At 73.6% G+C, this 26,370-nt stretch carries 25 protein-coding genes and 1 tRNA gene; 19 read left to right on the top strand and 7 right to left on the bottom strand.

Annotated elements, in window-relative coordinates:
- Both BJP40_RS22415 and BJP40_RS22410 read right to left on the bottom strand, forming a co-directional pair.
- On the bottom strand, positions 1-888 hold an 888-nt coding region (locus BJP40_RS22415), incomplete at its 3' end, for an RNA polymerase sigma factor (protein WP_143065989.1).
- 527 nt (positions 889-1,415) lie between these two features.
- A complete protein-coding gene (locus tag BJP40_RS22410) occupies positions 1,416-1,787 on the bottom strand; it encodes a CAP domain-containing protein (protein WP_071281887.1) in 372 nt (123 codons plus the stop codon).
- Here BJP40_RS22410 and BJP40_RS22405 point away from each other — a divergent pair.
- Positions 1,786-2,274: a hypothetical protein gene (locus BJP40_RS22405; protein ID WP_143065988.1), complete on the top strand. Its 489-nt coding sequence runs from the start codon at positions 1,786-1,788 to the stop codon at positions 2,272-2,274. The two genes, BJP40_RS22410 and BJP40_RS22405, sit on opposite strands and share 2 nt — an antisense overlap.
- Positions 2,275-2,572: 298 nt before the next feature.
- Here BJP40_RS22405 and BJP40_RS22400 read toward each other — a convergent pair whose 3' ends face one another.
- From BJP40_RS22400 to BJP40_RS22385, 4 genes are read right to left on the bottom strand one after another with little or no spacing between them, the layout of a single operon-like run.
- Positions 2,573-3,379 carry an enoyl-CoA hydratase/isomerase family protein gene (locus BJP40_RS22400; protein ID WP_071281885.1) on the bottom strand — a complete coding sequence of 269 codons (807 nt, stop codon included), beginning with the start codon at positions 3,377-3,379 and terminating at the stop codon, positions 2,573-2,575.
- A complete protein-coding gene (locus tag BJP40_RS22395) occupies positions 3,376-4,569 on the bottom strand; it encodes a beta-ketoacyl synthase N-terminal-like domain-containing protein (protein WP_071281884.1) in 1,194 nt (397 codons plus the stop codon). The genes BJP40_RS22400 and BJP40_RS22395 overlap by 4 nt, the downstream gene beginning before the upstream one ends.
- Before the next feature lie 17 nt (positions 4,570-4,586).
- Positions 4,587-5,474, bottom strand: coding sequence for a beta-ketoacyl synthase N-terminal-like domain-containing protein (locus tag BJP40_RS22390; RefSeq protein WP_071281883.1), 888 nt, complete (start codon positions 5,472-5,474; stop codon positions 4,587-4,589).
- A 48-nt stretch (positions 5,475-5,522) separates the two neighbouring features.
- A complete protein-coding gene (locus tag BJP40_RS22385) occupies positions 5,523-5,771 on the bottom strand; it encodes an acyl carrier protein (protein ID WP_079171368.1) in 249 nt (82 codons plus the stop codon).
- Between the two features lie 355 nt (positions 5,772-6,126).
- Here BJP40_RS22385 and BJP40_RS22380 point away from each other — a divergent pair, with 355 nt between their 5' ends.
- The 17 genes from BJP40_RS22380 to BJP40_RS22300 all read left to right on the top strand — a co-directional run bounded on the left by BJP40_RS22380 (position 6,127) and on the right by BJP40_RS22300 (position 23,759).
- The gene (locus BJP40_RS22380; protein ID WP_071281880.1) at positions 6,127-6,897 is read left to right on the top strand and encodes a 2OG-Fe dioxygenase family protein; all 771 of its coding nucleotides are present in this window, start codon (positions 6,127-6,129) and stop codon (positions 6,895-6,897) included.
- A gap of 11 nt (positions 6,898-6,908) precedes the next feature.
- Complete coding sequence (locus BJP40_RS22375) at positions 6,909-7,997, top strand: hypothetical protein (protein ID WP_107416836.1); 1,089 nt, start codon at positions 6,909-6,911, stop codon at positions 7,995-7,997.
- 45 nt (positions 7,998-8,042) lie between these two features.
- Entirely contained in the window at positions 8,043-8,294 is a 252-nt protein-coding gene (locus BJP40_RS22370) for a hypothetical protein (RefSeq protein WP_071281877.1), read from the top strand.
- A gap of 28 nt (positions 8,295-8,322) precedes the next feature.
- Positions 8,323-9,729 (top strand): MATE family efflux transporter, encoded by a 1,407-nt coding sequence (locus tag BJP40_RS22365; protein ID WP_218153228.1) that lies wholly within the window; start codon positions 8,323-8,325, stop codon positions 9,727-9,729.
- 32 nt (positions 9,730-9,761) lie between these two features.
- Positions 9,762-10,973, top strand: coding sequence for an acetyl-CoA carboxylase biotin carboxylase subunit family protein (locus BJP40_RS22360; RefSeq protein WP_071281875.1), 1,212 nt, complete (start codon positions 9,762-9,764; stop codon positions 10,971-10,973).
- Positions 10,970-12,250, top strand: coding sequence for an aspartate aminotransferase family protein (locus BJP40_RS22355; protein WP_071281873.1), 1,281 nt, complete (start codon positions 10,970-10,972; stop codon positions 12,248-12,250). The genes BJP40_RS22360 and BJP40_RS22355 overlap by 4 nt, the downstream gene beginning before the upstream one ends.
- 308 nt (positions 12,251-12,558) lie before the next feature.
- On the top strand, positions 12,559-16,455 hold the full coding sequence (locus tag BJP40_RS22350; protein ID WP_079171366.1) for a non-ribosomal peptide synthetase: 3,897 nt from the start codon (positions 12,559-12,561) through the stop codon (positions 16,453-16,455).
- A gap of 171 nt (positions 16,456-16,626) precedes the next feature.
- A complete protein-coding gene (fabG, locus tag BJP40_RS22345; RefSeq protein WP_071281870.1) occupies positions 16,627-17,331 on the top strand; it encodes a 3-oxoacyl-ACP reductase FabG in 705 nt (234 codons plus the stop codon).
- A 90-nt stretch (positions 17,332-17,421) separates the two neighbouring features.
- Complete coding sequence (locus BJP40_RS22340; RefSeq protein WP_071281868.1) at positions 17,422-18,471, top strand: 4'-phosphopantetheinyl transferase superfamily protein; 1,050 nt, start codon at positions 17,422-17,424, stop codon at positions 18,469-18,471.
- On the top strand, positions 18,468-19,307 hold the full coding sequence (gene ddaH, locus BJP40_RS22335; RefSeq protein WP_071281866.1) for a dimethylargininase: 840 nt from the start codon (positions 18,468-18,470) through the stop codon (positions 19,305-19,307). The genes BJP40_RS22340 and ddaH overlap by 4 nt, the downstream gene beginning before the upstream one ends.
- Before the next feature lie 5 nt (positions 19,308-19,312).
- Entirely contained in the window at positions 19,313-20,308 is a 996-nt protein-coding gene (locus BJP40_RS22330) for a hypothetical protein (protein WP_071281864.1), read from the top strand.
- Positions 20,309-20,896: 588 nt separating this feature from the next.
- Positions 20,897-20,972, top strand: a tRNA-Arg gene (locus BJP40_RS22325).
- Between the two features lie 174 nt (positions 20,973-21,146).
- Complete coding sequence (locus BJP40_RS22320; RefSeq protein ID WP_071281862.1) at positions 21,147-21,413, top strand: hypothetical protein; 267 nt, start codon at positions 21,147-21,149, stop codon at positions 21,411-21,413.
- Positions 21,410-21,856, top strand: a complete 447-nt coding sequence (locus tag BJP40_RS22315) for a PIN domain-containing protein (RefSeq protein WP_071281860.1) — start codon at positions 21,410-21,412, stop codon at positions 21,854-21,856. The genes BJP40_RS22320 and BJP40_RS22315 overlap by 4 nt, the downstream gene beginning before the upstream one ends.
- Before the next feature lie 382 nt (positions 21,857-22,238).
- Positions 22,239-22,715 carry a hypothetical protein gene (locus BJP40_RS35835; protein WP_226962600.1) on the top strand — a complete coding sequence of 159 codons (477 nt, stop codon included), beginning with the start codon at positions 22,239-22,241 and terminating at the stop codon, positions 22,713-22,715.
- 43 nt (positions 22,716-22,758) lie between these two features.
- A complete protein-coding gene (locus BJP40_RS22305) occupies positions 22,759-23,100 on the top strand; it encodes a hypothetical protein (RefSeq protein WP_071281859.1) in 342 nt (113 codons plus the stop codon).
- 443 nt (positions 23,101-23,543) lie between these two features.
- A complete protein-coding gene (locus tag BJP40_RS22300) occupies positions 23,544-23,759 on the top strand; it encodes a hypothetical protein (RefSeq protein WP_071274465.1) in 216 nt (71 codons plus the stop codon).
- Between the two features lie 481 nt (positions 23,760-24,240).
- On the opposite strand, the gene BJP40_RS22295 is transcribed toward BJP40_RS22300, so the two are convergent.
- On the bottom strand, positions 24,241-24,675 hold the full coding sequence (locus BJP40_RS22295; protein ID WP_071281857.1) for a hypothetical protein: 435 nt from the start codon (positions 24,673-24,675) through the stop codon (positions 24,241-24,243).
- A 501-nt stretch (positions 24,676-25,176) separates the two neighbouring features.
- On the opposite strand from BJP40_RS22295, the gene BJP40_RS22290 reads away from it, so the two are divergent.
- Positions 25,177-26,217, top strand: coding sequence for a hypothetical protein (locus BJP40_RS22290; RefSeq protein ID WP_071281856.1), 1,041 nt, complete (start codon positions 25,177-25,179; stop codon positions 26,215-26,217).
- The last annotated feature ends 153 nt before the right edge of the window (positions 26,218-26,370 follow it).

Raw genomic sequence — 26,370 nt, 5'->3', positions numbered from 1 at the left:
CACCGCCGTGCCCCCGCCCGCGGGGGTGGCCGCGGCGGTGCCCGCGGTGCCGGCCCCGCCGGCCGCCGCAGTGGCGGCAGCGCCGGAGACGAGTCGCTCCCCGCCCCACAGCAGCACCGCGACCGGGAGGACGGCGCCGATCCGCTCGTTCAGGTCGGTGAGCTCCGCCATCGCCCGGCGGCAGGCGGGGCACGCGTCGAGGTGCGCCGCGAGAGCCCGCTTCGCCCGGGCCTCCGGTCTGCGCGCGGCCGCGGCGAGGAGGGAACCGTAGCGGCGGCACTCCTCGTCCCCGCCGGTACGCCGCAGATGCGCGGCGAGGTACGCCTCGCGCAGTCCCTCGCGGGCCCTGGCGGTGAGCGACGCGACGCCGCTGCGGCTCAGGCCGAGGAGCCGGGCGACCGTGCCCGCCGGCTCGCGGTCGACCTCCGCGTACCAGAGCACCGCCTGCCACCGCTCCGGCAGGGAGCGGAAGCCGTGCAGCACCAGCCTGCGGTCCTCGTCCCGCAGCGTCCGGTCCTCGGCGCTCGCGGCGTCGGCGGCACCCGACGGGCCGTCGCACCAGCGCTCGAAGTCCTCCGACAGCACCGTGCGCCGCTCGGACGCCGCCCACTCCGCCGCGGTGCGCCGGACGACGGTCAACAGGTACGGGCGCCAGGCAGCGTGGGGCCCGTGCCCGGCCCGAACCGCCTCCAGCGTGCGGGCGAACGCCTCCGAGGCGAGGTCCTCCGCGGTGTGCGCACTGCGGCAGCAGCCCCGCGCGTAGGCGAGCACGGACGGCCCGTGCCGCTCGTAGAGGACGGCGGCGGCTTCCTGGTCCGCGCCGCTGCGGATGCGGGCCGTCAGCTCGTGGTCGGGCGCGTCGGCGGGGCGGGGGCGTCCATGGGGCATGAGGGTGCCTTGCGTCAGGATCCGGTGGGGAGTTGCGCCATTCTCGGACCGGCCCGTGAAGGGTGTAAACGTGATCTGCCCGACGACGGAAAACCGATATCGGACCGCCTTTCCCGCATCGCACCACCCCCGGCCCGGCTCCCGCAGCCCCCGGCCGGCACACCCACGCCCGTACGCCCGTACGCCCGTACGAGTGCCGGGACGCTGGGAACCGGTCGTCGCCGGGCGCAGGGCGGGCGCGGGGCACCACGAGGCCCGTCTCCCCCAACGGGCCGGGTACCGGCACGGCCCGACACCGGCAGGGGCGCCGGCCGGCACCGACAGGCCGCAGGAGCAAGGGGGCGCCGCGGCAGGCTTCCGGCCGTCCGGCCCCCGGCGCCGCAGGGAGCCGGCCCGAGCGGCGGCCGGGGCCCGGAGGTGCGCGGACGGCGACGGGCGCCGCACGGCCCGCCGGCCGGCCGCACCGCAGGACCGGCCCGGCGGGCCGCCCCGGCCGGACGGGCACGGGGGACGCGCGGCGCCGCGGGTCAGCGGGCGTCGGAGAAGTTGTGCACGCCCCACCAGCCGGACTCGTCACGGTGGATGCCCACGCCGACCTCGGTGAACGACGCGCTCGTCTGCGCCTTGTAGTGGCCCGGGCTGTGCCGCCACATGGACTGGAACTTCTCCGCCACCTCCTGGGCCGTCATCGACGCGTCGCTGTACCACACGATGTTCTCCCCGACCCAGGTGCGGCCGCCGGTCACCAGGTACTCCCTGTCGCCGTCGCCGGAGTGCCCGAAGCCCGAGGCGCTCATGTGCGCGGCCCACCTGCGGGCGAAGTCGCTCAGGTCAGCGCGCAGGGCCAGCGGAGGCAGGCCGACCGTCGCCCGCTCGGCGTTGAGCAGCCTCAGCGACATGGCCTCCGCCTCACTCGCGTTCCTGGACGCCGTACGGGGCCCGGGAAGCGTCGGATCGGGCCCGACAGGACCGCCCTTGGGCGCCGTCCCCGCCTTCGTGGTGGGGGCCGCGGCACGCGGGGAACGCGGCTCGGCGGTACGGCTCCGCGCCGGGGACGCCGCCGCGCGCGGCACCGGGGCCTTCGAAGGCCCGGCCGACGGCGACGCCGACGGCGTCCGGGACGGCGACGGATCGGCCGACGGCGCGCCCGAAGGGGTCGGGGAGGCCGCCGTGGGCGACGCGACCGCACCGCCGTCCGCCCCGGCGGTCGCGCCGGCCGCCGCCCCGGTGGCCGCGTCACCGGCGGAAGCGGCAGCCGAGGCCGCGCCGAGGGGACCGGAGTCCCTGACGGCCAGCCCGACCGCGCCCACCACGGCTATCCCCGCGACGATCACGGCACCCGCCAGGACGGCACCCGCCCGGGCCCCTCGGCGCCCCCGCCGGTGACGGCGCTTCTCCACCCGGTGCCCGCGCCGGCGCCCACCGCTCCGGCCACCCGCCGCCCGCCCCGACCGCTCCGCACGCTTCTCCATGACTGCTCCTCCCTGTCCGCGTCCGCCGACCCGACGTCCGCCGACTGGGAGACCCGCACGCCGCCTGCCGACAACACTTCCTGCGCCGATCGCTCGCGGAACCGTGTGCGGGCACGCGGAGCGCCCCGGCGGGCACGACCGGGGCGCTCCGGGGATAGCGGGGTGCGGCCGCGGGACCGGTCCGCGCGGCGCGGGCCTGCCCGGCGGGCGGCTCAGTGGCCCGCGTAGTCCGTCGTGTGGTCCGGCCCCTCCGCCAGGAAGGCCGTGACGGCACGGCTGTGGTCGCGGGTGGCGGCCACGGCGGCGGCGAGGGCGGGCAGGCAGGCGTCGGCGGCGGGGACGCCGCCGTCCATGCAGCGCCGTACGACCTCCTTGGTCGCCCGGTGCGCCCGGGTGGGCCCGGTGGCGAGCCGCATCGCGTAGGCGTGCGCGTCGGCGTCGAACGACGGCGGCGGGAAGAGGGCGTTGACCACGCCCCAGTCCGCCAGCACGGACGCGCGGTACAGGTCGCCGGTCATGACGAGTTCGCGGGCCCGTGACGCACCGGCCCGCTCGGCCAGCCGCTGGGTGCCGCCCATAGCCGGGGTGAACGCGACCTTCCGCTCGACCAGTCCGAACCGGGCCTGCGGGGTGGCGACCACGAGGTCGCAGGCCAGTGCCAGTTCGAAGGCCGCGGTGAGGGTCAGCGAGTGCGCGGCGAACACGGTGGGGCAGGGCAGTGCCTCCAGCGCCCGGGTGAGGCCCAGTTGGCGCCGCCAGAAGGCCTCCGCGTCCTCCGGGGCGAGTTCGGCGAAGACGCGCACGTCGACGCCGGCGCTGACGACCCGGCCCTCCGCCCTCACCAGCAGTGCCCGCGGCGGGTGGGCGGTCAGCCAGTCCAGCGCGTCCGCCCAGGCGGCCCACATCGCCTCGTCGAAGAGGTTCATCGGCGGGCTGTCCAGGGTCAGCACGGCGAGCGGTCCGTCGGAGGACAGCCGCAGGACCGCGCTGTCGCCGGTGAGGGACGGGGGAGGTGTCACGACACGTTCCGGAAGATACTGATCGCGTTGTTCCCGCCGAAGCCGAACGCGTTGTTCTGGACGTACCGCAGGTCCGGCACGGCCAGCGGGGCGCCGGTGACGAGGTTGACACCCGGCTCCACGTCGTCGGGGTCGACCGCGGTCGGCGGGACGAGGCGGTGCCGCAGCGCCAGGCAGGCCGCCACGGCGTTGGCGGCTCCGGCGGCTCCCATCAGGTGCCCGACGGTGCCCTTGATCGCGGTGACCGCCGCCCGCGGGTAGTGCTCCGCGAAGATGCCGCCCTCGATGGTGTCGTTGGCGCGGCTCCCGGTGCCGTGCGCGAAGACCACGTCGATGTCGTCGGCCTTGAGGCGGGCCTCCTCCAGCGACCTGCGGTGGCAGGCGGCTACGCCGTCGCGGTCCGGCGCCGTGGGGTGGTTCGCGTCGTTGCTGACGGCCGTGGCCAGCACCTCCGCGTACGGGGTGGCGCCGGCGCGCAGGGCGCGCTCGGTCTGCAGGACGAACATGCCCGCGCCCTCGGACGGCGTGACGTAGCGCCGGCCGCGGGTGAACGGCTTGCAGGGGACGGGGCCGATCGCCTGGAGGGTGTTGAACCCGATGACGTTCTTCTCCGAGTAGGGGTCACAGCCCCCGACGACCGCGGTGTCGGCGACGCCCGCGCGCAGCATCTCCAGGGCGCACGACAGCGCCACGTTCGCGGAGGCGCAGGTGCTCTGCAGCAGGTAGGCGGGACCCGTGGCACCGACCGTGCGGGCCACGCCCTGGGCGATGGAGTAGCTGGAGAAGCCGCCGGTCCCCGCGGGCTCCCGGCGTCCGGCGACGACGTCCTCCAGGGCTTCCGCCTGGCCGTCGCTGCTGCCGACGCAGACGACCGCGTCGCGCAGCGCCGGGTCGCCGGGGGCCAGGCCGGCGTCCTCCAGCGCTTCCAGCGCGGCGAACTCCGCGAACAGGGACGCGGCGCGCGGCCGTTCGCGGGTGACCGCGTCCACGGCGGCCAGGGCGGTCTCGCGGGCCTCCTGCGGCACCCGGCCGCCGAGGATGCCGGGCTTCATCCCGGCGTAGAGCGGCGGCAGTTCCACGAAACGGCTGCGGCCCGCGCACAGGTCGTCCCAGAAGGGGGCCGTGCCCGCGCCGGCCGGCGAGATGACGCCGAGGCCGGTGATGAAGACCCGTTCCGCTCCCTGGTCCATCCTTGCTGCTCCCTGACTCACCGGTGCCCCCCGTCCGTGCTGTCGGTGTTCGCGTGTCGCCGGGTCACCGTCACCGCGGCGTGCCGGCCGTCCGTGGCACGGCATTCGAGGACGGCCCCCTCGGCCGGCTCCAGGGTGTGCACGAGGTCCAGGAAGGCGCGGGTGGCGAAGGCGCTGTTGTGCTCCGCGAAGGCGACGCGCGCCGCCCCGTCGGCTCCGGCGCCGTCGGCTCCGGTGCTGTGGGCGGTGGTCTTGCGGACGGTGCGCACCAGGCCCGGCGGCGGCGCGTCGGCGGCGCCGAACGCGAACTCCGCGGTGAGGTCGGTGCCGGTGTGCAGGAACGCGTGGACGACGCCGTCCCGGCACGGCACGTCGGGTGCGTCGAGCCGCGCGTCGGCGACGGCCTCCGGCCCGTAGACGTCGCCGACGACGAGGCGGCTGACGTCGGAGCGTCCGCGGTCCAGGGCCGACAGAGCCTGCCACAGGGCGAGCACCGGTGTGAGGGCGCCCGCGTTGACGGTCATGTTGCGGCCCGTCGAGCCGATGCGCAGGTTGACGAACGCCGACGCCGAACTCGACGTGGCGTTGGGGAAGTACTGGGCGGACAGCAGCTTCCCCTTCTCCGCGGCGTGGCGCTGGAGCCGGACCAGGGCGGCCGTGTTGCCGTACTCGGTACCGATCACGACGGTGTCGTCGGTGCGCGTACCACCGTCCGCGCGCGCCCCGGAGGCGTCCGCGGCACCGAGTGCGAGGTACAGGCAGGTCCGGGTGAACGCGTCGCGGAACTGGTCGCCTGCGGTGCCGATCACCTCGTGCAGGTCGGCCGGCAAGCCCTCGTGCTCGTCCGTGCCGTTCGTCGGGCCCGGAGCGCACAGCGCGACCGGGCCGAGGGAGAACTCAAACAACGCAACTCTCCAGGGCGGTGCTTCGGAGGGGCAGGTACGCGCGCGGGTTCAGCCGGCTACGTGCTCGCTCACGTGCCGCTGGAGGTCCCCCACCGTGACGAGGTCGCGGGAGAAGTCGTCGCCGAGTTCGACGTCCAGGACGGCCTCCACCTGCACGACGACGTCGATCAGCTTGAGCGAATCGATGCTCAGGTCGGACTTGAGGTCCTGGTCGGGCGTGATCTCGAACGACTCCGGAAGTTCCGCAATCTCCCTCAGCACCGCAGCGATTCGGTCATCAATAACGGTGTCCGGCATTATTCCCCCATTATTCAATAAAGAGATGCTTGGCAACTACAACCCTAACCAGGCGCCAACTGGCTTGTCAACGAACATAGATCGACCCCTGAACCTTCACGGCGATTACGGCGCGACACCATGACACGTGGCGAAAACGGGCGGAATGGACCCCACCGCTTACCGGGACGGCCAGGCTGGATCACGCAGCCCGCGCAGAATTCCCTGATCAGCCGCTGGATGCCGAGATGTTTTTCAGCCAACTTGGCTTACGGCCTGAATCTTTCGTGACTGACGTCACGTTGCCCGCAGCTCTTCCTCTGCACTAAATTCCGGTGCCTGTTGCTGACTTACGAAAACGGGGGAGCTTTTCGCTATGCCTGCAAATCCTTCGACCCTCTCCCACCAGGGCTGGGACCGCTGGAATCTCGGCACCGAATTCGGCATCGACGAGACGGACAGCGACTACCGCGCACTGCGGGCCGCCTACGAAGATCTCCCGGAGGACCCGTACGCGATCGGCTCCGGCCGGTACCGGCGCTACGCCCGCGGCGTCTTCCTGCCGTGGTCCCGGGAATTCTTCTGGATGCCCGCCACGGAAAGCCAGGCCCGGGAGGGCATGAACGGCTACTACCAGGGCGACAACAACCCGGAGTACGTGAACGTCACGCGGAACCTGCCGGCCATCAGCGAGGAGGTCTGCGGCAACAAGCTCCTGCTGGACATGATCCAGTTCGACTTCTCGCAGACCCGCTGGAGCGAGGACGACGCGGTCTGGCCGCTCTACGTCGGCGTCCACCTGATCAAGCTGCACATCGAGGAGGACGACCAGGAGGCCGTCTCGTCCCCGAACGAGCTGCACCAGGACGGCGAGCCCTACGTCTTCGCCCACCTGATCTACCGGGACAACGCCGAGGGCGGCGCCAACCTCATCGCCACCCCCGAGTACCGGGGCAAGCAGCCCCACGACGTCCCGCCGGCGGACCGCCTCGCCGAGTTCCAGATGGAGAACCCCCTGGAGGCGTACGCCATCACCGACCACCTCGTCAGCCACTACGTCGGCCCGATCCGCAAGGGCGGCGCCGACCGGCCCGGCGAGCGGGCCATCCTGCTGGCCGACTGGGTCCCGATGCGCCACCGCATCTGAGGGGGCGGCACATGAACGGCGTACGTTACCGCCATGAGCGTCCGGTGAGCGCCGAGGCGGCAGACGAACTGCGCAAGGCCCTCGCGTTCCACCACGCAGGCACCACCGTCGAACCGCTGGACAAGGGCGTCGAGGTCCGCGTCCCCGCCGGCCCGACCGAGTCGGAACTCGGGGAGATGGTCCGCCACTTCCTGCGCGGCCACCGCGAGGTGCCGGTGACGGTCGTCGCCGAGCACCCCGGGCGGCCGGGACTGACCTGCCGCGCTCCCGAGGACGACCACCGGATCGCCGTGGCCCGGGGCGCCTACCTGCACGGCCCGGAGTGGACGGCGGCCATGGACCGGGTGCGCCGACTGTGCCGCGAGCGGCTCGCCGAGCCGTTCGGCGCGCCGCTGCTGAGCGGGCCGGCGCAGCTCTCCCGCGACGTGCTGGTCCGGGCCGGGTACTACCAGAAGTTCCCGAACCTGGTGAACGCCGTCGCCCGGATCCGCGACCAGTACTGGGACGGCGTCACCGTCTCCCAGCTGCGGCCCGGCCAGACCGAGGCACGGGACTCCTTCTACCGTCCGGCCGACACCGTCCTCACACCGGTCACCTGCTACCACGTCTACGCCAACGCGGCGGAGCTCAAGGAGCGGTACGGCACCGGGCTGTTCGGCATCGAGGGACCGGTCTTCCGGCACGAGTCGCACAACCACGGCCCGACGCGGCTCGGCGAGTTCCGCATGTTCGAACTGGTGCGGATGGGCGGCACCGAGGAGGTCGCGGGCGACTTCGCGCGCATGCTGGAGGCGTTCACGGAGTTCTTCGCCGACCTCGGCGTGCCGCACCGCATCGTCAGCGCCTCCGACGCCTTCTTCGGGGACGCGCCCACCATGACCCGTGAGGCGCAGCTGCTCAACAAGAGCAAGTTCGAGGTACGGGTGCCGCTGGGCACCGGCGAGCTGTCCGTGGCGAGCGTCAACGCGCACGGCGAGGTGTTCGCCGACGCCTTCGACCTGCGCGGGCTCGGTGCCGACGGGACCTGCTGCGCGGGCATCGGCCTGGACCGGCTCACGTACGCGCTGCTGTCCTACGGCCTGCCCGGTGCCGGGGCCTGACCCGGCCGGCCCACCGCAACCGTACCCACAGAGGGAAAGAGTTCCATGGAAGACCTGAAGACGGTCGTGGACGACCTGCTGCAGCAGCTCGCGCAGGCACGCGACGTGCCGGCCGACGCGGAGCCGTCGCAGATCATCATCAGCTCGCTCGACCAGATGCGCTTCCTCGTCGGGCTGGAGGAGCGGCTGGACGCCATGCTCGACGTCGGCGACGTGCTGCCCTTCGACCTGTCCGACCGCGAGGCGCTCCTCAAGAGCGTCCACGAGCTGCTCGAGGAATCCGGAGTGACCCTGTGACCTCGGGTCCCGCCGGCGGTGCCGGGCGATGAGCGCCACCCGGAGCCGGCTGCTCGACCTGCGGGCGATGGGCGAGGTCGTCCGCGTCTCGGTGCCGCTGATGTTCGGCATGGTCGGCAACCTGGTCCTGATGCTGGTCGACCGCATCTGCCTGGCCCGCTACTCGGAGGACGCCCTGAAGGCGTCCGGACCCGCCGTGTTCACCGCGACCACAGTGATCATGGTTACCACGGGGGCGGTCGGTATCACCCGCTCCTACGTGGCCCAGGCGCACGGTCGCGGCGACAAGCGCGGCACGATGGACGAGGGCGCCAACGGCTTCGCCCTCGGCCTGCTGCTGTCGGCGCTGCTGCTGGCCGCCACGCCGCTGCTGACACGGGTGCCGCAGCTGAGCGGGCACCCCGCGCACATCCAGGAACTCGAGTCGCAGTACCTCGGCCTGTCCACCCTGTTCGGCGCCGTCATGACCCTCAACATGGCGCTGTCGTCGTACTTCAACGGAATGGGCCGCACCCGGATCCCGATGACCGTCGGGCTCATCGGGCAGGCCGTCGGCGTCGTGATGACCGTCGGCCTGGTCTTCGGCCGCTTCGGACTGCCGGAGATGGGCATGCGGGGCTCCGCGCTCGGCACGCTGTGCGCGGTGTCCGTCATGTTCCTCGGCTACGCCGTGTGCCTGCCCCGCGGCTACGCGGCGGGCTTCGGCCGGCTGCTGCGCCAGGGCGCAGGCCGCGTCGCCGGGGTGCTGTGGCTGCGGCTGCGGCGCGGCGCACCCGCGGGCGGCTCGCTCAGCCTGGAGGAGCTGGGACAGACGGCGTTCGTCTGGCTGGCCGGGGTCCTCGGACCGGTGGCGCTCGCCGCGAACAACGTCGCCCTGGCCCTGAACTACGCCGCCGTCATCCCCCTGATCGGCCTGGGGATGGGCTGCAACATCCTGTGCGGCAGGGCCGTCGGCGCCGGCCGGCACGGCGACATCCCGCACATCATGCGGGTCACCCTGACGATCTCCGGCGGGTACGTGGCCGCCGTCGCGGCCCTCCAGATCCTCACGCCGTCCCTGCTGCTGAGCCCGTTCGGCCTCGACGGCGCCGGCTCCGCCGTGACGGACCACGCCGTCGACACCTCGCGGGTGCTGTGGACGTACGCCGCCGCCTTCATGTTCTCCATGGTCGGCTCGGGCGTCCTCGAGTGCCTCGGGCTCGCCCGCTTCGGGTTCGTGGCGCGGATCGTCCTCATGTGGGGCCTGTGCGTACCCACGATCACCGTGTTCGTGCTGTTCTTCCGGGACGATCCGGACATGCTGCCGGTGATGTGGGTGATCTTCTCCGTCTTCGAGGCCGTGATGGCCGCGGTGTGCCTGTGGCGCATCCGCCGCGCCGTCGCCGGCGGGGAGAACCGCCTCCACACCGACAGCCCGGCCCCGCAGACCGCCTGACCCGTCCTCCCACAGAGAGTGTGGCCATTTCCGTGAACGTACTCCTCCTCGGCCGCGAGGAAGACTGCCGCGACTACCTCGACTACGCGGAGCAGCGGGGCTTCGCCGTCCGCTTCTTCGACCCGCCGCAGCTCACCGGCGACGACCGCGAGCAGTGGCGGCGCGCCGTCATCGACGCGGCGCGCGCCGCCGTCGACCTCGACGGACTCGACGACGTCATCTCCTTCCACGACAGCTACCAGATCCAGCTGGAGCTGCTGCGGGGCGAGCTCTCCCTGCCGACCAGGGACATCGACACCCTGCTGTGCCTGGCCGACAAGACCCGGTTCAAGGCGCACCCGGCGGTCCGCGACCACATCACCCGCCACATCGAGCTGGACCCCTCGGCGAAGGCGCCCCAGGCGCTGGCCGCCGTCACGGAGGCCCTGTCCTTCCCCGTCGTGGTCAAGCCGTCGAACGGCTTCTACAGCGCGGGCGTGGTGAAGGCCGGGACTCCGGAGGACTTCCCGAAGGCGTTCCTCCAGACCAAGCGGGTCTGCGCCGTGCTGCGGGAGGGCAACGGCCAGTCCCGGATGCTCGCGGAGGAGTACCTCGACGGCAACGAGTACGCCATCGACGGCGTCGTCAGCCGCGGCAGGATCATCCCGCTCCAGGTCCACCGCAAGCTGCCGCCGCTGGTCGGGCCCCTCTTCCACGAAGTGGCCTACCTGACGGAGCCGTTCGACGCGGAGCTGGGACGCGACTTCAGCGCCCTGCTGGCGGACGTGATCCCGAGCGTCGGCCTGGACGACTCGCCCTTCCACGCCGAGTTCCGGTTCGACGGGCAGGGCCGGCTGCGGATCCTCGAACTCGCCCCCCGCCTCTGCGGCGGCGGCACCACCACGTACCAGCAGCTGCGCATCTGCACCGGTCTCGACGCCTACGACCTGCTGCACCGGCTGGGCCGCGAGGCGGTCGACCCGAAGCCGCTGCACCACCGGGTGGCGCTGGAGTACGACGCCCCCATCGAGCGCAGCGGCTTCCTGAAGAACACGGACCGCGCGGTCGAGGTGTGCCGCAAGAACGGCGTCACCACCGTGCACCTGCACCGCGCGGACGGACAGTTCGTGCTCGCCCCGCCGCTGAACTTCGAGACGGTCCTGACCGCCTACTTCGCACGGGACACCCGTGAGGAAGCCGAGGCGCTGCTGGACGTCCTGATGACCGACTGCACGATCGAGACGGAAACGGAAAAGTCGCCATGAGGCCGGAAATCAAGCGTGCCCTGCACAGCATCCCGATCGGCGCCAGCTCGCCGCTCCGCGCCTGCCGCAACGTGGGAACCGATCCGCTGGTCGTCGCCGAGGCCCGCGGACAGTACCTCCACGACGTCGACGGCACCCGGTACGTCGACTTCATGTACGGCTTCGGGCCGCTGATCCTCGGCCACGCGCCGGAGGCCGTCAGCTCCGCCATCGCCCGCCAGGCCGCGGCCGGCACGCTCTTCGGCACGTACTGCATGCAGGAGATCGAGCTCGCCGAGCGCATCACCGCGACCGCCGGCCACCTGGAGCAGCTGCGCTTCGTGTGCAGCGGCACCGAGGCCGTGATGTCCACGCTGCGGCTGGCGCGCGCCTTCACCGGCCGCACCCGTGTGCTGCGCTTCAACGGCGGCTACCACGGCCACTTCGACCTGGTGCAGAACAAGGACGAGTCCCGGATGCGCGACGCCGGGCTCGACCCGGCCGCGATGCGGTCCAACCTCTACGCCGAGTACAACGACGCCGCGAGCGTCGAGCGGGCGTTCGCCGAGCACCCCGGCGAGATCGCCGCCGTCGTGGTGGAGCCCGTCGCCTGCAACATGTCGCTCGTGCTGCCCGAGGACGGCTTCCTCGCCGACCTGCGCCGCATCTGCGACCGCGAGGGCGCGCTGCTGGTCTTCGACGAGGTCATCACCGGCTTCCGGCTCACCTACGGCCCGGCGTCCAACCTGCTCGGCACCACTCCGGACCTCACCGCCTTCGGCAAGATCGTCGGCGGGGGCACTCCCGTCGGCGCGTTCGGCGGCCGCCGCGACGTCATGCGGCTGCTGGACGAGGAGCGGGTCCTGCAGGGCGGGACCCTGGCGGGCAACCCGCTGACGATGGCGGCCGGCCTCGCCACGCTCGACGTGCTGGCCGAGCACGGCTTCTACGAGGAGCTGGAGCGCAAGGGCGCGCTGCTCGAAGCCGCGGTGGAGCGCCACCGTGCCGAGCACGGGCTCGACTTCCAGTTCATCCGCACCGGCAGCATCTTCGCGTTCATCTTCGTCCCGCGCGCCGCACAGGTGCGCCGCAAGGCGGATGTCGCGGCCCAGGCGCAGTCCCCGTACACCACGCTGTACGCGGGCATGCGGAAGGGCGGCTACCACCTGGCGCCGGACATCGAGGAGCCGATGTACGTCTCCGCGGTGACGCCGGACGAGACCCTGGAGGACTTCGCGGCCCGCGCGGTCGCCCTCCTCGCCACCGACCCGGACACCCCGCGGGTCAGCGCGGCCTGAGGCGGGCCCGCGCCGCGGCCGGCGGCCCGCCCGCGGGGTGGCGGACGGGCCGGCGGTCACGGCGTGGACGCCCGACCCGCCGGTTCCGGCCCCGGGCGTCCCCTCCCGGGGCCGCCCGGAGGTCCCACCGCTCCCCCGCGACGCGAGCCATCGCGGCCCACCGGGGTGTCGGGCGGTGTGCCGCCGACAGGCCGCCCCGCCCCGCGCCCTCGCTCCACCCAGCCCCGAGCAACCGCCCCGCGCCGACCGGGTCGGCGTCCGCGTCACCCGGACGCCGGACCGCCCGCCCCCAGCCGACGGAACCGGACATGAACACTGAGGCCAGGCCCCTTCCCCTTCTCCCGACCCAAGAGAGCGTGCTGTTCGCCGAGGCGGCGCACGGCAGGCCCGGCACCCACAACCTGGCCCTCGCGCTGCGGCTCACCGGCCCGCTCGACCGGGCCGCCGTCCACGGCGCGCTGCAGGCCCTGACCGAGCGGCACGGGGCCCTGCGGGTGAGCATCACCGACCACGGGGGCGAACTGCGGCAGACCGTCGCGGACACGGTGACCGTGCCGCTCGACGAGGTCGACCTCGGCTCGCCGGGAAAGGACCCCGCCGACACCGTCCCCGACCGGTACCTCACCGAAGCCCAGGACCGGCCGTTCCTGCTGGACCGGGCACCGCTGCTGCGGGCCACCCTGTTCCGGCTCGGCGAGCAGCGGCACGTCCTGCTGCTCGTGACCCACCACAGCATCGCCGACGGCGACTCCCTCGACGTGCTCGCCCGCGAGTTCCCGCCCCTGTACGCGGCCTGCGCCGAAGGACGCCCGAACCCGCTCCCGCCCCCCGCCCTGAGCTACGCCGACCACGTCGCCGCCCGGCTCTCCGGCGCCTCCGACCGGCGCCGGGCCCGGTCCCTGGAGCACTGGCGCACCACACTCGACGGGGCACCGGCGACCCTGGACCTGCCCACGGCCCGGCTCGGCGGCACGACACGCCGGCACGCGGCCACCCACCGCCGGGACCTGCCGCGCCCCGTGGCGGCCGGACTGCGCGCGCTCGCCGCGGAACACCGGACCAGCCTGTTCTCCGTGCTCGCCGCCGGCGCGTTCGCCCTGGTCGGCCGCTACACCGGCGAGACCGACCTCGTGCTCGGCGTGCCCCTGTCGACGCGGCTGGAACCGGGCTCCGAGGGCCTGGTCGCCCTGACGGTCAACACCATGCCGCTGCGCGTGGCGTGCGACACCGGCCAGGACCTCCTGCCGCTGCTGCGCCAGGTGCAGGGCCGCACCTTCCAGGCGCTGCGCCACCAGGGCGTGGCCTTCCACGAGCTGGTCCAGGCGGTCAACCCGCCCCGCTCCGCCGGCCGCCAGCCGGTCTTCCAACTGGCCCTCAACCACGTCCGCACCGGCCCGGCGGGCACGCCGGCCGCGGGGCTGGTCGCGGAGTCACTGCCGATCGCCAACGCCACCGCCGCGTTCGAGCTGATGCTCACCTTCGTGGAGTCCGGGGACGACGTCCGCTTCTACGCCGAGTACGACACCGAGCGCTTCGACGCCGACGCCGTGCGCGCCCTCGCGGACCACCTCGCCCAACTGCTCGCCGGTGTCTGCGCCGAGCCAGGCGCCCCCCTCGCCGAGCTCGACCTGATGGACGAGGAGGAACGGCAGCGGGTCCTGCACCACTGGAACGACACCGGCGCCCCTCTCGGCTCCGACACCGTCCCGGCCCTGTTCGCGCGGCAGGCGGCGCTGCGCGGCGACGCCACCGCCGTCGTCTGCGGCACCGACCGCCTCAGCTACCGCGACCTCGACCGGCGCTCCGCCCGCATGGCCCGGCTGCTCGCCGAACGCGGTGTCCGGGAGGGCGACTTCGTGGGTCTGGCGACCCGCAGGACCACCGACGCCGTCGTCGCCCTGCTCGGCGTGCTGCGCGCCGGAGCCGCCTACGTGCCGCTCGACCCCGCCTACCCGCAGGACCGGCTGGCCTTCATGGTGCGGGACGCCGCCCCGGCCCTGCTGGTCACCGACGCCTCGTCCGCCGACCGCCTCCCGGCCGGCCCCGGCACGCCCCCGGTCCTGCTGCTCGACGACCCGGGCACGGCGGCCAGGCTGGAGGAGTCCGGCGACGTCCCCGACGCCTCCCCGGCGACCTCCGACCACACCGCCTACGTCATCTACACGTCCGGCTCGACCGGCCGGCCGAAGGGCGTCGAGGTCACCCACCGCAACGTCGCCAACCTCGCCGCCTGGGCGGCGGACGCCTTCGGCGACGGCCTGGACCGGGTCCTCGCCGCGACGTCCCTCAGCTTCGACGTCTCCGTCTTCGAGGTGCTCTGCCCCCTGCTCAACGGCGGCAGCATCGAGATCGTCCGCGACCTGCTGGAGATCGGTGAACGCGGCGGCTGGCAGGGCACACTCGTCAGCGGCGTCCCGTCCGTGCTGGACCGGCTCATCGCCGACGGCGCCCCGGACCTGCGGGCCGACCACCTCGTCGTCGCCGGCGAGGCACTGTCCCCGCAGGTCGCCGCCCGGCTGCGGGCCGCCGTCCCCGGCGCCCGCCTCGTCAACGCCTACGGCCCCACCGAGACGACGGTGTACGCGAGCGCGTCCGACACCCGGGCCACCGGCGGCGACGGCTCCGCGCAGGAGGCGCCGCCCATCGGGCGGCCGCTGCGCAACACCCGCCTGTACGTCCTCGACGACCGGATGCGGCCACTGCCCGTCGGCGTGCCCGGCGAGCTGTACATCGCCGGGGCCGGCGTCACCCGCGGATACCTGCACCGGCCCGACCTCACCGAGGCCCGCTTCGTCCCCGACCCCTTCGGCCGGCCCGGCGCACGCATGTACCGGTCCGGCGACATCGTGCTCCGCCGCCCCGACGGGCAGCTCCAGTACGTCGGACGCACCGACGACCAGGTCAAGCTGCGCGGCTTCCGGGTCGAACCGAGCGAGGTGGAGGCGGTCCTCTGCGCGCAGCCCGACGTGGCCCAGGCCGTCGTCGTCGTCCACGAGGACCACCAGGGCGAACGGCGGCTGGTCGGCTACGTCACCCCGGCGGCGGGCGCCGCCCCGGACCCCGACCTGCTGCGCGCCGCGCTGGCCCGGCAGCTGCCCGCGCACATGGTCCCGGCCGCCGTCGTCCCGCTCGACGCGCTGCCGCTGTCGCCCGCCGGCAAACTGGACCGCGGACGGCTGCCCGACCCCGGCTTCGGCACCGGCACCGGCCGGCCTGCCCGCGCCGGCGACGAGGCCGCCCTCGCCGCGCTGTTCGCGGAGGCACTGGGCGTGCCCGAGGTGGCCGCCACCGACAGCTTCTTCGACCTCGGCGGGCACTCGCTGCTGGCGATCCGGCTGGTCCGCGGCATCCGCGCACGGCTCGGCGCCGACCTGACCGTACGGGACCTCTTCGAGACGCCCACCGTGGAGGGCCTGGCCCAGCGGCTGCGCCCGGCGCCCGGCGCGCCCGCGAGGACCGCCGGCGCGGCGGCGCGGACCGACGACTTCGGAGTGCTGCTGCCGCTGCGCACCCGAGGCGACCGGCCGCCGCTGTTCTGCATCCACCCGGGCTTCGGGCTCAGCTGGAGCTACGCCGCGCTGATGCGCGCCCTGCACACGGAGCAGCCGGTGTACGCCCTCCAGGCCCGCGGGATCACCCCCGCCGACGAGATGTCCGCCGGTTACGGGGAACTCCTCGACGACTACCTGGCGCAGGTTCGCGCCGTCCGCCCGCACGGCCCGTACCGGCTGCTCGGCTGGTCGTTCGGCGGCCTCGTCGCCCACTCGCTGGCGGCCCGGCTCCAGGCCGAGGGCGAGCAGGTCGAGCTGCTCGCCATGCTGGACACGGTGATGGTCTCCGGGGACGAGTACACCCCGGAGGACCTGTGGGAGCTGATCGAGGCGGAGACGGCAGCCGTACGCCAGGTCGTGCCCGACGAGCAGCGGCTGCTGGCGGTCGTGGAGAACCTGATCCGCGTACGCGACGAGTTCCGGCCCGAACGGTACCGCGGTGACGTGCTGTTCTTCGTCGCCGACGAGGAGCCGGGCCGGCCGCCGGCCTTCGGGGAGCCGTGGCTGCCCTACGTGGACGGCCGCCTGCTGGAGCACCGGATCCCCTGCACCCACATGCAGATGATGGACGCCCGCCCCGCCCGCGAGATCGGCGACGTGCTGGGCAAGGCGCTCGACGCGCTCGACGGCACCGGCCCGGGACGGGACCGCTAGGAGCACCCGCACAGCCGCCGTCCGCCTGGGCGGCCCACCGGGGCGGGCGCCGGGGCGCCCGCGGCGTACGCGGTGTGTTCGCGCATCGGACGCCGGCAGGCAGACGGGGCGTCGACCACCCGACCCGGCAGCCCCGTACGACTGGACACGCAACGAAGAAGGGCCCGCACCATGCCTCGTACCGCCCTCGTGCTCGGCGGGAACCGCGGAATCGGCCTCGCCGTCGCCCGGCACCTCGCCGCCCGCGGCGACCGCGTCGCCGTCAGCCACCGCACCGGTGAGCCGCCCGCCGGGCTGTTCTCCGTACGCTGCGACGTCACCGACGCGGAGGCGGTCGCCGACGCGTGCGCCCGCGTCAAGGACGCACTGGGCCCGATCGAGGTGCTCGTCCACAACGCGGGCATCACCCGGGACCGGCCGCTCGCCGCCATGACCGCCGAGGACTTCGAGGCGCCGCTCCAGACCAACCTGCTCGGCGCGTTCCACGGCATCAAGCCGGTGCTCCGCGGCATGATGCGCGCCCGCTGGGGCCGCATCGTCCTGATGTCGTCCACCGTCGCGCTGTCCGGCGCGGTCGGCCAGACCAACTACGCCGCCTCCAAGGCCGGCCTGATCGGCCTCACCCGGTCCCTGGCGCTGGAGGTGGCCGGCCACGGGATCACCGCGAACGTCGTCGCGCCCGGCTACACGGACACCGACATGGTGGCGGCCATGCCCGAGGACAAGCGGCAGAGCCTGCTGGCGACCGTGCCGATGCGCCGCATGGCCACGCCCGCCGAGATCGCCGCGGCCGTCGGCTACCTCACCGGCGAGGACGCCGGCTACGTCACGGGCACCGTGCTCCGCGTCGACGGAGGCATCGGCATGGGCCACTGACCCGCGTCCCGGCACCCGTACCGACCCGGCACCGCCGCAGCCGCAGCCGCAGCCGCAGCCGGACCGAACCCCGCGAGGAAGGACCCCGCAGTGCCCACCCGGCCGCCGCACACCCCGGCCCCGGCGCCCGCCGCGCCGACGCCCCTCGCCCTGGTGCGCGCCACGGCGGACGTCCTCCCGCTGCTGGACACCGTCGTCCTCGCCCCGTACGAGCGGGACCGCGCCGCCCGGCACCCCGCGGGGCAGCAGCGCGACGACTACCTGGCCGCCCACGTGCTGGTACGGCTGTGCGCGGCGCGGTACCTCGGCGTGGACCCGGCCACCCTGGTCCTCGGCCAGCACTGCACCGGGTGCGGCGGCGAGGACCACGGCCGGCCGTTCCTGCGCGGCCTGCCCGGCGTGGGCGTGAGCCTGTCCCACACCCGCGGCGCCGTCGCCGCCGCCGCGGGCCACGGCCCGGTCGGCGTGGACGTGGAGGACGCAGCCGGCGCGGTGTTCTCCCCCCGGGTGGCCGCCCGGGTGCTGGCCCCCGCGGAACTCTCCGCGGTCCGCGCCGACCCCGACCCGGCGCGGGCCTTCCTCCGCCTGTGGGTGCGCAAGGAGTCCCTGGTGAAGGTGGGCGCCACCACCCTCGGCGGCCTGCGCGGATTCGACCTCACGGCGTCCGGCGCACCGGCCCCCGGGCGCACCGGCGCCGTGCCGCCGGTAGGCGAGGGGCCCGCGGCCGGCCGGCCCGCTCTCGGCAAGCCCCTCGCCGGCCGGGAGCACGCCGCCGAGGGGCGGACCGCCCGCGGGGAAGGCCCCGCGGACTCGCGGCCCCCCGCAGGTGAGCACCCCGCCGCCCCGCGGCCCACCCGCAGAGGAAGCCCGGCCGAAAGGACCGCCCAACGAGAAGGGCCCGCCGGCACACGGCCCGCCCACCGGGAAAGCCCGGCCGCCCCGCGGCCCACCCACAAGGAAGGCCCCGCCGTCGGGCGGTCCACGGCCCCCGAGCGCTTCGCGGCCTGGCGGTTCGCCGACTGGAGCACCCCGGACGGCCGCCTGATCGCCGCCGCCACCGCGCACACCACCCCCGCCATCGACGGGGGGAGCGAACCCCGTTCCCCCCTGTTCGCCTATTCAGGAGAGCGACACGCATGACTGCGCACCAGCCCGAAGCAGGCCACCGGACCCGGACGGCGACCCCGCGCCGGTTCCTGATGTGCCCCCCGCGCCACTTCGACGTCACCTACTCCATCAACCCGTGGATGCACCCCGCCAAGCCCGTGGACGGCGGCCTCGCACGGCGCCAGTGGGAGGGGCTGCGCGACCTGTACCGGGAGCTCGGGCACACCGTGCTGGAGATCGAGCCCGCCCCCGGGCTGCCGGACATGGTCTTCGCCGCCAACGGCGCGACCGTGGTCGACGGCAAGGTGCTCGGCGCGCGCTTCCGGCACGTCGAACGCACCGCGGAGGGCCCCCTGTACCTGGAGTGGTTCCGGCGGCAGGGCTTCGGGGAGCTGTACTGGCCGGAGCACATCAACGAGGGCGAGGGTGACTACCTGGTCGTCGGCCGCCGCCTGCTCGCCGGCACGGGTTTCCGCACCGACCAGCGCTCGCACTTCGAGGCGCAGGAGTTCTTCGGGCTGCCCGTCACCAGCCTCCGGCTCGTGAACCCGTCGTACTACCACCTGGACACCGCGCTCGCGGTGCTGTCCGACGACGAGGTGGCTTACTACCCGAAGGCGTTCAGCGAGGGCAGCCAGGCCGTCCTGCGCGCGATGTTCCCGGACGCCGTCCTGGCGTCCGACGAGGACGCGGCGGTGTTCGGTCTGAACATGCTGTCCGACGGCAAGCACGTCCTGCTGCCGAAGGCCGCCACCGGGCTCGCCGCGCGGCTCGCCGCGCGCGGCTTCGAGCCGATCGGCGTGGAGCTGACGGAACTCCTCAAGGCCGGCGGCAGCGTGAAGTGCTGCACCCTGGAACTGCGGGGCTGACGCCGATGGACAGCCACATCACCGAGCGGTACGACGAGGCCGCCGTCAACTGCCTCACCGGGAGCTACTCGGTCCTTGCCGGCATCGCCGGCCGCCCCGTGGCGGAGCAGACCGTCTTCGAGCGGGGGGACGGCTACCTGTTCCAGGCGGGTCTGGACGAGTCGGGATACCCGGAGTACATCTTCCCGGTCGAGGAGGCGGGCGCTCTCGGCATGACGCGCTCCGGGTTCACGGTGCACAAGGAACCCATCGCGTTCGACGCGCCGGCTCCGCAGCTGGAGGCGCTGCTGGCACGGCACAAGGCGGTCATCGTGTGGGTCAACACGGCCCACCTCGGCTATGCCGACGTCTACCGGGACAACCACCCGTACCTGCACGCGGTCGTCGTGCAGGGCATGGCCGCCGACCGCGGCCACGTCGACGTGCACGACAGTCTCGTCGTCGGCCCACAACCGTACAGCTGCCGGGCCGCGGTGGCCTTCGACGACCTCGTCCGCTCGGCGGGCGACCGCATCAAGAGCGACGCACACGACGCGATGGGCTTCTTCTACGCCGTCTCCGACGACTCCGGCCCCGCTGCCGGGTCCCCGGACGGGGCGGAACTGAGCGGGGCGCTGGTCCGCCAGGCGGAGCGGTTCTTCGCCGAGGAGCGGTTCCGCGAGGCGATCCGCCGCTACCAGGCGCTGTGCGAGGAGTGCTTCGCCGGCTCGCCCGAGCGCTCCGCCCACGGCGCCCGCCGGCTCTTCCACCACGCTTCGGTCCTCTACGCGGTCCCCAGCCTGAAGCTGATGGCCCGCTCCCTGCGGACCGCCGGCGCCCCCGAGCGCACCCTCGCCCTGCACGAGGAGGCCATGCGGCACTGGGAGGCTTTGGGCGTCCTCGCCCTGCGCTACGAGGCGACGTCCGCGCCGTCGGTCCTGAAGCGGATCACCCAGCGCTTCCAGCAGCTCGACGAGACGACCGTCCGCCTGTGGGAGTCCGTGGCGACGCCCGGGAGGTGACCGGGGCCCGGGGGTGACCAGGGCCGGGGGTGACCGTGGGATTGGGACCGGAGGTGCTGGTGTGCCCACGGGCCGCGGCCGCAGTGGCTGTTGCCAGCCGACCCGTGGGCCGAGGGTGGCCCCGGGCCTGGTGACCTCGGGGGCGGGGGTGTCCGCTGTCGCGGAGGTGGCGGTGGCTGATGGGCGGTGGCGGTGGCGGTGGCGGTGGCGGTGGCGGTGGCGGTGGCGGTGACCAGCGGTAGCAGTGGCAACTGGTACCGGTGACCACGCGCGGCCCCTACCGCCCTCGGCTCACACGCGCACGGCACGCCCGCCACCATCCCGCACGGGGACGGCACGCGTCGCAGCCGACTCGGGTCGCAGGCACCCGGCACCCGGCAGGCGTCGCCGACGCTCCCGCGAGCCCCCGCGTTCCAGCCGCAGCATGAGCCCGGGCCGAGAACGAGCCGGAGCCTTCCTCCGCCGCCCTCTCCCCTTCCCTGATCCGCTACCCTGTTCAGGGACCTCCCTCAGGGGCGGTCCCTGGCCCTGCCGCAGCGGCGCCGGACGCTCACCCAGAGTGCTCCGCAAAGCTCCATGCAAGGCCCCGCCTTCGTAGCTCAGGGGATAGAGCACCGCTCTCCTAAAGCGGGTGTCGCAGGTTCGAATCCTGCCGGGGGCACCAAACGCATGGCCCTGACCTGGGATTTCTCCTCAGGGAAGGGGTCCCACTCGGCCCCGGACGTTCCGTCCGGGGCCGGTTTGCATGAGTGGACGGAGAGCCGATCTCCCGAGTACCCCCAAAGACTCCACACCATCCGGCCAACCCCGAACCGAGCAGGTGTGCCATACTTGAAGTATGGCATCCCGGAAGATCACCATCACCGTGCCGGACGAGCTGGTGGAATCGATCAAGCAGCGCGTCGACGCACGCGGCGTATCCGGCTACATCGCGGCCGCCGCCGCTCATCAGGACGCCATGGACCGGCTGCGCGAGCTGGCCGAACACCTCGAAGAAGAGCACGGCACTGTGACGGACGACGAACAACAGGCAGCACTGGACCGCATCGCCGCCATTGACGGCTGGCATGACGAGCAGCGATCACATTCGGACGAGGCCGCGTGAGCCGCACTGCCCGGGCGAAGCTGCACCGGCCGCGACAGCGGATCTTCGTGTTCGACTCCGAGGCTCTCTCCAAGGCCATTCAAGGCGATCGGCAGATGACTGCGCTGATCAAGACGGCTCCCCGGCTACACATCCCGATCGTCACGTCAGCGCTCACGACCTTGGAAGCATGGGACCCTCGCGAAACGTCGCGGCAGGCGCTGTGGAATTGGACGCTGTCCCGAATCCGCATCGTGCACACTGACGACCAGGTGACCGCCATGGCGCGCGACATGCTGAAGACAGCCGGCCTGCACGGGCACAAGTACGCCATCGATGCCATTCTGGCGGCCGTGGCCGGGCGGGAAGCTGCGCAGGGAGCCGATGCGACTGTCTTCACCTCCGACACCGACGACATGAACCAACTCCTCGCGGGACGCTCCGTGCGAGTCGAGAAGATCTGACGGAACGCCGTCCACACCTCGCTCCGGCAGTCCGCTGGATCAGCATGCGGTCCGGAGTCCGGAGTTCTCCATGCGCAGGCGCCTCCTTCCGGCGGCGCTCCGACTCACGTCCCTGCCCACCTTCCACGCGCACCCGTCGACGGTGCGAGGCCGGGCCGACATCGACTTCCGTGGGATCAGCCTGGCCCCGAAGGCCGGCCCAGGCAGCCCCTCCGCTTTGCCTGCGTTCCGTCACATTGAGGGCGGCACTGCGATACATGCGCCCGAATGGCCTGAATGTCGGTTGGTGGCGGACGCCAGCGGTGAAACGGTGATGCCGCGTCACCCATGAGGCACGTCACATCCACTCCCCACTGACCCTGGGGAGAACAGAGGGGAACACATGCTTCTCAACGCTTCCGCCAAGGCGGCGCTGTCCACTGCCGCAGCCATATCGGTCCTGCTGATCCCGGCAGCCGGTTCCGCGTCCGCCACGCCGTCCTCCGTCTCCGGGGATACCGTCACCGAAGCGGCCGAGAGCTTCGATGCCAAGTGCAGGAGCAACAGCCGCAACTACATCCTGAAGAAGTATCACCGCGGGCCCCGGTTCTTCACCCTTCGCTGCGGCACGAGCACGTGGGGCTGGAAGCACATCAAGCTGCGGCACGGCTGGAACAGCACGATGGACCGAAAGATCAGTGCTGCGATCTGGTCCGGAGACCCCAACGGCCGCGGTGGTTACTCCACCTACGCCAACCAGTGCCCGCGGGTGGAGAAGTTCCGCACCATGATCGGAACCCCGGCCGGGACGAACGACCTTCTGACGGCCTACAGGGTCGACCGGTCGGCTGCGGCCGCCTCCAGCGCCGCCGCCTGCTGAACACGGGTGGGGCGCTGGCCGAGGTGAAAGGAGGCAGGCCCCTGTGGAGGAACGGACGCCAGCCGAACTGGCTCTGAGTCGCTCGTACGCCACCGCCGACGGGCTCCGGTTCGACGTCATGAGGATGTCCGTCGAGCACCATCCGGACCGCGGCGCGACACTGACGTACTGGCTGACCGTCGGCCGCCAGGACCGCCCTGACGAAAGCTGGGTCGTCGCTCTGCCCTGGCAGGACAAGTCCTGGGTGGACGTCCTCACCTCGCCCGCGCCCCCTCCCGACCGACTGGCGCAACTCGTGCACCTCGTCCATGCCCACCTGGAAGAGTGGTGGGACACGAAGGGGCACAACCGGCAGTCGGCGAAGATGGGGCGGCGACTCACCTGACGTCCCGCGCGCACGGACACGCCGTGCTCTGAAGGGCGAACGGCGGGCCGGGAACCGATCCCAGGCGCGCGAGCAGCGCGTCGAGGTCGTGCAGGTCAGCACCCGTCCTCGAACGGTGTCGGCCGAGACGCGCGACCACCGGACGGGGACATGGGGGGGGATTGCCGGCTGCGCGCGGCGGGGACGTCGTGCGGGGTCCTGCGCAGGAGTGATCGGGACCGTTCGGGACGCGACAGGAGCGAAGGACGCGCAGGCAGAGGCCGTCGACAGGGGCCACTGGCTGCGCCCTCGGTCAGGAGGAGAGCCGTCGCCCGGCCCGGCGCCGCTTTCGGCCACTCCGGGCCGGCAGCGGAGAAGAGGGCGCTCGGAGAGCACGACCGCCGTCGCCGACGGTGGTTCGATGGGTGGAAGGCGTGGGGGAGAGATACACGGAGGTGGGGCACGTGGTCGTGGCCACGGTTCGGGAGTGGCACGACGAGGAAGGGTGGGGCGTACTCGACTCGGTCGAGACGCCCGGCGGGTGCTGGGCGCACTACTCATGTCTGGAAATGGACGGGTTCCGGGCGCTGGCCGCCGGGCAGCCGGTGCGGCTGCGGTGGGAGCAGCCCGGCTTCCTCCAGGACGGGTACGCGTACCGGGCCCTGCGCGTCGTCCCCTGAGGCCGTACGGTCCGCGGCTGCGGCTCCGGCTGCGGGCTGCGGGCTGCGGGCTGCGGGCTGCGGGCTGCGGGCTGCGGGCTGCGCAGTCTCGGCCTCCGCGCGGTGTGGCCTGACCCGCCGGTGCGCCAGGACCCAGCCGAGTCCACCGACCACGCGGGCTCAACACCCACACAGTGCGGCCTGTTCTACCGGTGCGCCACGACCCCCACCATGTCCACCGACCGCGCGGGCTCAACATCCGCACACTGCGACCCGTTCCACCAGTGCGCCACGACCCCACCGAGTCCACCAACCGCGCTACCTGGGACCCGCGCCCGGGTCACCTACTGCGCGAGGGCAGGGTCCGCGGTGGCCGCGGCTTCGCGGGGCTCGCCTCCTGCGGGTGTGCGCTGCCGGCGCGCGGTGGGTCAGCCGGGAGGCCGGCCGCGCGGCTCCGGGTTCCCCGGCCCGCCGCCGGCCCGGTCCGCCCTCCGCGCGGGTACTACGGCCTGCGTGTGGTGTGCGGCAGGTAGTGGTACGCCACGCGGGTGTCCGCGGCCGTGTCGATGAGCGTCACCATCAGCGGCGTGCTGCCCGTCGGGCCCTGGTCCAGGGCGGTCAGGCGGTAGCGCACGGTCCGTACCGCGTCGCGGGCCAGCGGGGTGCCGCCGCCGTGGAGGTGTGGCGGCACCGTGTCGTTGGCGATGCGCAGCGGCTCGTTCCGCCACACGCCGGACGCCGGGTCCCAGCGCTGGAGCAGGAAGCCGTCCTGGGGTGCCTGGTCGGCGGACCTGCCGTCGATCAGCATCTCCATCTGGAACACCAGCTTCAGCTGCGGGTACGCGCGCGTGTTGCCGTTGTCGAGGGTGACCGTGAACTCCTGCGGTCCCCCTCCTCGTGCCAGGTCGATCCGACCGCCGGACGTCCGCACGCCCATCGACAGGTAGGTCGGCGCGGGCGGCGCCGTCCGCGGGGGCGTGGCGCTGCGGGCGGGGGTGGCTCGCGGCGCCGGGGAGCTCGGCGGGGGCGTGGTGCGCCGGGGAGTGCTCGGCTCCGCCGCGGACGGTGTCGGTGTCGGTGTCGGTGTCGGCGCCGAGGTCGTGGCCGGGGACGGGGTGGGCGGGGGCGTGCGGGTGGGCTCCGGGGCCGCCGGGGCGGACGACTGCGATGCCCGGGGGTTCGCCGCCGGAGGGGTATCCGGTCCGTCGCATCCCGTGGCGGCCCCGCCCAGCAGGGCCGTCGCCACACCGCCCGCCACCAGTCCGCGCGCGATGCGCATCATCGTCTCCCCTGCCCCCGTAGTCACAGCTGTCCCGGTGAACCTAATCCGCCCAGGTCACGCCCCGGCACGTAGCCGATAACATTCGGTCGTCGATTCCGCCCGGTTCCGTTCTCGCACAGCGTTGCGTTCGCACGGCGACCGACGGAAGATCATCGGGTGATCCGTCTGACCGCCTCCCTGCGCCGCTCCCGGCTCGCCGCGCGCGTCCCCGAGCAGTTCGACCCCGCAGCCCACGGGCTGGTCCCCCGCCAGGACCTCGACGACCGCTGGCCCGGGCCGCCCCCGCCGCTGCACGAGGCCAAGGCCGCGCAGGCCCTCGCGGACGCCGCCTGGGACGGGAACTGGCAGGCCGCCGCCGCCCACCTGGAAGGGGCCGGTCAGGACTGGGACGAGCACTGGTCCCGCATGGAACTGCTCCAGCAGATCGCCGCCGAGGACGACGGCTGGGTCGACGCCTGGCGCGCCGCCCGGCCCGAGGACGGCGACGCGGCGACGCTGCACGCGCTCCTGCTGCTGCGCCGCGCCTGGGCGATCCGCGGCAGCGCGTACGCGCACGAGGTCCCCGAGGAGCGGATGAGCCGCTTCCAACAGCTCGTCCCCGCCTCCGTCGACGCGGCCCGCAAGGCGTCCCTCGCCGCGCCCGGCCACCCCGGCCCGTGGGTGGTGATGGTCACCGCCGCCCGCGGCGCCCAGTACTCCCCCGCTCAGTTCGTCCCCCTGTGGGCGGGGCTCACGGCCCGTGCCCCGCACCACTACGAGGCCCACTGGCAGGCCCTGCAGTACTGGTGCGCCAAGTGGTTCGGGTCCGACCGGCAGATGCTGGCGTTCGCGGAGTACGCCCTGAGCACCGCCCCGGAGGGCAGCCCGCTCGCAGGCGTCTACCTGCACGCCCTGCAGGAGCTGGAGCAGCGCGGCAGCCGGTTGCCGTCCGGCCGGCGGGCCCGGGACCTCCTCCTCGCCGTCGCCCGTTCGTTGGGCTCCGTGCCCGCCGGCGACCGGCGCCTGCCGCGCCTGCGCCACCTGCTGGCCCACCACCTGCTGCGAACGGGACTGTACGAGGCGGCCCTGGAGCAGTTCCGGCTGATCGGCCCCTGGTGCGGGGCGAGCCCGTGGGACGACGAGCGGGACATCGTGGCGGCGTTCGACCTGGCTCGCGGCACCGCCGCCCTGGGAGCCGCGCGGCGCGCCCGCACCTGACCGGCAGGCCGGCGCGCTCCACCTGGCCGACCGACGGGTCCGCACCTGACCGGCCGGTCCACCCGTCCGGCCAGGCGGCCGCAGCCGTCCCGGCCGGTACCTGTCCGGCCGACGGGCCCGCGCCTGCCCGGCCGGCCGGTCCGTGGCCCCGGC

It is taken from the genome of Streptomyces sp. CC53, assembly GCF_001865245.1.
Lineage (GTDB): Bacteria > Actinomycetota > Actinomycetes > Streptomycetales > Streptomycetaceae > Streptomyces.
Note: the sequence above shows the minus strand (reverse complement) of the source record. Positions and strands in the feature narration are given on the sequence as shown.